The organism is Pontibacter sp. HJ8 (genome assembly GCF_054824225.1).
In genome coordinates this window covers 1-4,984 of record NZ_JSYF01000322.1, presented here as the reverse complement: position 1 = coordinate 4,984, position 4,984 = coordinate 1, and the positions used below count along the sequence as shown (strand labels likewise).

At 51.4% G+C, this 4,984-nt stretch carries 6 protein-coding genes; 5 read left to right on the top strand and 1 reads right to left on the bottom strand.

What is annotated here, in order from left to right; all coding sequences use genetic code 11:
• Positions 1–261 precede the first annotated feature (261 nt).
• From OB13_RS14200 to OB13_RS14180, 5 genes are all read left to right on the top strand, one after another.
• Positions 262–1,461, top strand: coding sequence for a phosphoglycerate kinase (locus OB13_RS14200; protein WP_461490829.1), 1,200 nt, complete (start codon positions 262–264; stop codon positions 1,459–1,461).
• Positions 1,462–1,637: 176 nt separating this feature from the next.
• Positions 1,638–2,846, top strand: a complete 1,209-nt coding sequence (locus tag OB13_RS14195; protein ID WP_461490828.1) for a porin — start codon at positions 1,638–1,640, stop codon at positions 2,844–2,846.
• A gap of 143 nt (positions 2,847–2,989) precedes the next feature.
• Positions 2,990–3,205 carry a VF530 family protein gene (locus OB13_RS14190; protein ID WP_461490827.1) on the top strand — a complete coding sequence of 72 codons (216 nt, stop codon included), beginning with the start codon at positions 2,990–2,992 and terminating at the stop codon, positions 3,203–3,205.
• Positions 3,206–3,235: 30 nt separating this feature from the next.
• Positions 3,236–3,619 carry an SRPBCC domain-containing protein gene (locus OB13_RS14185; RefSeq protein WP_461490826.1) on the top strand — a complete coding sequence of 128 codons (384 nt, stop codon included), beginning with the start codon at positions 3,236–3,238 and terminating at the stop codon, positions 3,617–3,619.
• 14 nt (positions 3,620–3,633) lie between these two features.
• Positions 3,634–4,608 carry an ABC transporter ATP-binding protein gene (locus OB13_RS14180; protein WP_461490825.1) on the top strand — a complete coding sequence of 325 codons (975 nt, stop codon included), beginning with the start codon at positions 3,634–3,636 and terminating at the stop codon, positions 4,606–4,608.
• Positions 4,609–4,623: 15 nt separating this feature from the next.
• Here the strand turns inward: OB13_RS14180 and OB13_RS14175 are convergent, their stop codons facing one another.
• A complete protein-coding gene (locus OB13_RS14175) occupies positions 4,624–4,824 on the bottom strand; it encodes a helix-turn-helix transcriptional regulator (protein WP_461490824.1) in 201 nt (66 codons plus the stop codon).
• Positions 4,825–4,984 lie beyond the last annotated feature (160 nt).

The following is a 4,984-nucleotide window of genomic DNA, read 5'->3' as shown; positions in this document are numbered from 1 at the left end:
GAGAAAAGTGAGGCCCCGCCGGCCAGGCGATGTAATGCAACAATGCCAGGTTGCTATACCTGGAATACCAGCTGCAAAGCAAAAAGCGCAAAATGATTTAATTATCTCATCGATGGATTAAACTCCAGGCAAATTCGTAAACTCAATACATTATAGCCAATTTACTATATTTGCCCTGACACCTGACATTTGGGAAATAGGGAAACAAAAAATCCGCAATCACGAAAAACGAGTAAGCTTAACGATATAACAACATACTTCATGAGAACTGTAGACGAGTATAACTTTGCTGGCAAAAGAGCACTGGTTCGGGTAGACTTCAACGTACCCCTGGATGCTGCATACCATATCACCGACGACACCCGTATCCGTGCAGCGGTGCCCACTATCCAGAAAATACTGAACGATGGCGGCGCTGTGATCTTAATGTCGCACTTGGGCCGTCCGAAGGGCGGGCCGGAAGAAAAGTACTCGCTGCGGCACCTGGTTGACCGTCTGTCCGCTGAATTTAATACCCCGGTTAAGTTTGCTCCCGATTGCATTGGGCCGGAGACGGCACAGCTGGCACAAGACCTGCAGCCCGGCGAAATACTGCTGCTGGAGAACCTGCGCTTCTATAAAGAAGAGGAAAAAGGCGACCCTGCGTTTGCAGAGCAATTGGCACAACTTGGTGATGTGTATGTGAACGACGCCTTCGGTACGGCGCACCGCGAACATGCATCCACTGCGGTGATCGCGCGCTATTTTCCGGGCAATAAGGTGATGGGCTATGTGATGCAGGCCGAACTGGACAATGCACGTCGTGTGCTTGACAAGGCAGAACGCCCTTATACCGCCATTATGGGAGGTGCTAAGATATCGGACAAGATCCTGATCATCGAGAAGCTCATGGACCGGGTAGACAACCTGCTCATTGGCGGCGGCATGTCCTATACCTTTGTAAAAGCAGATGGCGGCGAGATCGGTTCTTCGCTTGTGGAAGCGGATAAAGTAGAGCTGGCCGGTCGCCTGATCGCGATGGCCAAAGAGAAAGGCGTGAACCTGATGATCCCGGTTGACTCTATCATTGCCGATGAGTTCAGCAACGATGCCAACGTAGACACAGCCCTGAGCCATCATATCAAGCCGATGTGGATGGGACTTGACATCGGGCCGAATGCACGTGAAATGTATGCCGATGTGATCCGCAATTCCAAGACCATACTCTGGAACGGACCGATGGGTGTATTTGAAATGTCAAATTTCTCGGTAGGAACCGAAGCTATAGCCGAAGCCGTGGTAGATGCGACCCGTCGCGGTGCCTACTCCCTGATAGGCGGCGGCGACTCAGCCGCAGCGGTGAACAAGTTTGGCCATGCCGATCGTGTATCGTATGTATCGACCGGAGGCGGTGCCCTGCTCGAGTACATGGAAGGCAAAACGCTGCCCGGTGTGGCTGCTTTGGAGCGCGACGACTACTAAGCGCTATACCTGTGTTTAACATACCTTGAATCCCCTGCTGCTGCAAAGTGGCAGGGGATTTTAGCAAAATCTGTGCAGCGGCCTCTCCCCTTCGCTGCTCGAGCTTTATTAGCATTACCCGGTTTATCCAAGCTCTGGGAGGCCGGGCTAAATTCAAAAAGAGCCTAAGACTGAACATGAGAATTTATACCTTTTTATTGGCGCTTCTGCTTGCCTGCCCTATTGCCGCTTCAGCGCAATCTACAGAAACTGCCGCTCCCAGGATCAGCTTCCAGCGAGGCATTGGCGTCACCGCTCCCGACAGTGCTTTTTCCCTGAACCTGCGTTTTCGTATGCAGAGCAGAGCGGTGTACAACTCGATTTCCAAAGATGACCTGGGCGTATCCGAGTATGAGCTGCGGGTGAGGCGCTTGCGTCTGCGCCTGGAAGGCTTTATGTATTCCCCTAAACTGACGTACCTCGTTCAGCTGTCCTTTTCCAGAGGCGACATGGACTGGAGCATGCGGGACCAATCCAACATCAACACCAGTCCCAACGTGCTGCGTGATGCCGCCATTTACTACCGCCCCAACGATAACTGGCAATTTACTTTCGGGCAGACCAAACTCCCTGGCAACCGGCAGCGCGTGATCTCATCGGGCGACCAGCAGTTTGTAGACCGCTCCATTGTAAACGTAGTCTTCAACATTGACCGTGATTTTGGTTTGCAGGCTGTCTACAGCAACAGCGTGGGCAATTTTAATTACCTGCTCAAAGGAGCACTTACATCCGGAGAAGGCCGGAACGTGTTTACGACCGACAAGGGGCTCTCCTATACCGGCCGGGTAGAACTATTACCTTTCGGGAAGTTTACGAACGGGGGTGACTATTTTGAGGGGGACCTGGAGCGGGAACAGACGGTGAAAGTTTCGCTGGCCGGTGGGATGAATCACAACGAGAATGCCCGGCGCACAGGTGGCCAGACCGGCCGGGACCTGTATGAGGCAAGAGACATGCAGACCTATATCTTTGACGGACTCCTCAAGTACAGGGGCATGGCGCTTTATGCCGAATACATGGCCCGTGATGCAGACAATCCTTTCACACAAAACAGTACCGGTGATACGCGCTACATACTTACCGGGCACGGGCAGAACTACCAGTTAAGTTACCTGTTCCGCAACAATATAGAGGTAGCCGGCCGATACTCCCGCATCACGCCCGATCGGGAGATCCGGAATGTGGAGAATATGGAAGAAGCCTACATGGCAGGTCTTACCAAATACCTCCGCCGGCACCGGCTCAAGCTGCAGGGCAACATAGCCTATCATTCTCTCAATGCATTTTCACCCGTTAACAATGATTACCACTGGACAGGCGCCTTCCAGATAGAGTTGGGTATATAGGCAGAAAATGACACTAGAAATGGTCTCTTCCCCGGCGCGAACCGTATTGGGCAACGTATTGTTCCTTACGTATCTGTCAGGTAACGATAATTTGAATTGTGTATTCAGCATATTGTCCGGAACTTGCACACGAATAGACGATCATGGAAGAACAAAAAAATAATCCCCTGCACGGCAAGACACTGGAACGGATACTGGTGCAGCTGGTAGACCATTATGGCTGGGAAGAGTTGGGGTATAAGATCAACATCAACAGCTTTAATGTTAACCCGAGCATCAAGTCCAGCCTGACGTTTTTGCGGAAAACCCCTTGGGCAAGGCAAAAGGTGGAAGAGCTCTACATCCGGACTTTCGCTTAGCCTCTATACCTACTCACAACTCAACAGAACATGAAAGATTATAAAAAATACTACATCATCCCGGCCACGCCTGAAGAGGTGTTCGTTGCCCTTACCAATCCGATGACCATCCAACTCTGGACAGGCGATCCGGCCGAAATGTCGACAGAACCGGGCTCCGAATTCTCTCTTTTTGATGGCAATATAGTTGGCAAAAACATTGAGTTCGAAGAAAGCAAACTCATCGTACAGGAGTGGTATTTCGGAGAACAGGCTGAGAAGTCTTTTGTGACCATCAAGCTGCACCCGCACAAGCAGGGCACTTCTGCCGAACTGCGCCACCTCAATATTCCGGATGAAGATTTCGATGACATTGTAGAAGGCTGGAACGATGCCTACTTCGGGTCCCTGATCGAATTTTACGAGGAGGACTAGCGGGGGCTGAATCTATGAGCTTTCTCAATGTGTCCGGAATCAGTGTGCAGGAAGAGGGGAATCTGGTTCTCAAGGACATCAGCTTCAACCAGCAGGAATATCAGAAAATTGCCATTGCCGGAGAAACAGGCTCCGGCAAAAGTACGCTGCTGCAAACTATTGCGGGCCTGGTGCAGCCAAGTGCCGGCCAGGTACTCTTTGAAGGTAAGCGGGTCATCGGGCCACATGAGGTATTGGTACCGGGACATCCGGACATCGCGTATCTGTCGCAGCAGTTTGAGCTGCCCCAGTTCCTGCGGGTAGAGCAGGTGCTGCAGTATGCCAACACCCTGCTGGGAGATGAGGCGAAAACGCTGTATGAGGTATGCCGGATCAGCCACCTAGCCAAACGGAAAACCAATCAGCTCTCAGGTGGCGAGCGGCAACGGATCGCGCTGGCCCGGCTGCTGAGCACCTGGCCCAGCCTGCTGCTGCTCGACGAGCCCTACTCCAACCTGGATGTAGGCCACAAAAGCATGCTCAAGTCCATTGTCCATGACATTGGCGAACGACTGGCCATTACCTGTATCCTGATCTCGCATGACCCGCACGACACCCTCTCCTGGGCCGACGAGATCATCGTCCTGAAAGATGGGCAGATCATCCAGCAGGGAACGCCCGAGCAGGTATACCAGCAACCGGTCAATGAATATACAGCCGCCCTGTTTGGGAGCTATAACCTCTTACCTGCTGCTGCTTTCTCGGGATTAGATGGAATTGAGCAAGGTGAAAAACGCCTGCTGGTCCGACCGGAGCATATCCGGATTGCAGCAGCAGGAGCCCGGTCCCTGGCTGCTGCCGTAAACAAAGTAACATTTTATGGCAGCTACTATGAAGTAGAAGCACTGCTCGCAGGAAACACACTCACCATTAAAACGGGTCAGCATCCTGTTGTGGAGGGCGATACGATTCATATCTCCGTGGTTCCGGAGGATGTATGGTATTTGTAGGAATCAAGCCAGATCTCAATCCTCTTCTTCGAGTTGAAAAAGCTCTTCCACTCCTACTTCAAAAATAGCAGCCAGTTTCAGCGCCAGTACGGTTGATGGTATAAGTTTCTTATTCTCAATGACATAGACCGTTTGCCTGGACACACCCAGTTTATCGGCCAGATCGGTTTGAGATAAATTGTGGCGTGCCCGCTCCACCTTGATGCAGTTATTCATGCTGTGCAGGCTGCCCCACCGAAGCGACAATATTCTCTTTCTTAAAATAGTATACCCCGATAAAGCACAGCACCTGCAGGTTAATGCTATAAGAAGGATGAATTCTATAATCCGGGAAGAAGACCTATAAGAGCATGATGATACTCAATGAGGTTATAAA

Excerpts from the sequence above, each read along its gene's own strand:
- OB13_RS14200 (WP_461490829.1), top strand. The coding sequence starts at position 262 with ATGAGAACTGTAGACGAGTATAACTTTGCTGGCAAAAGAGCACTGGTT.
- OB13_RS14195 (WP_461490828.1), top strand. The coding sequence starts at position 1,638 with ATGAGAATTTATACCTTTTTATTGGCGCTTCTGCTTGCCTGCCCTATT.
- OB13_RS14190 (WP_461490827.1), top strand. The coding sequence starts at position 2,990 with ATGGAAGAACAAAAAAATAATCCCCTGCACGGCAAGACACTGGAACGG.
- OB13_RS14185 (WP_461490826.1), top strand. The coding sequence starts at position 3,236 with ATGAAAGATTATAAAAAATACTACATCATCCCGGCCACGCCTGAAGAG.
- OB13_RS14180 (WP_461490825.1), top strand. The coding sequence starts at position 3,634 with ATGAGCTTTCTCAATGTGTCCGGAATCAGTGTGCAGGAAGAGGGGAAT.
- OB13_RS14175 (WP_461490824.1), bottom strand. The coding sequence starts at position 4,824 with ATGAATAACTGCATCAAGGTGGAGCGGGCACGCCACAATTTATCTCAA.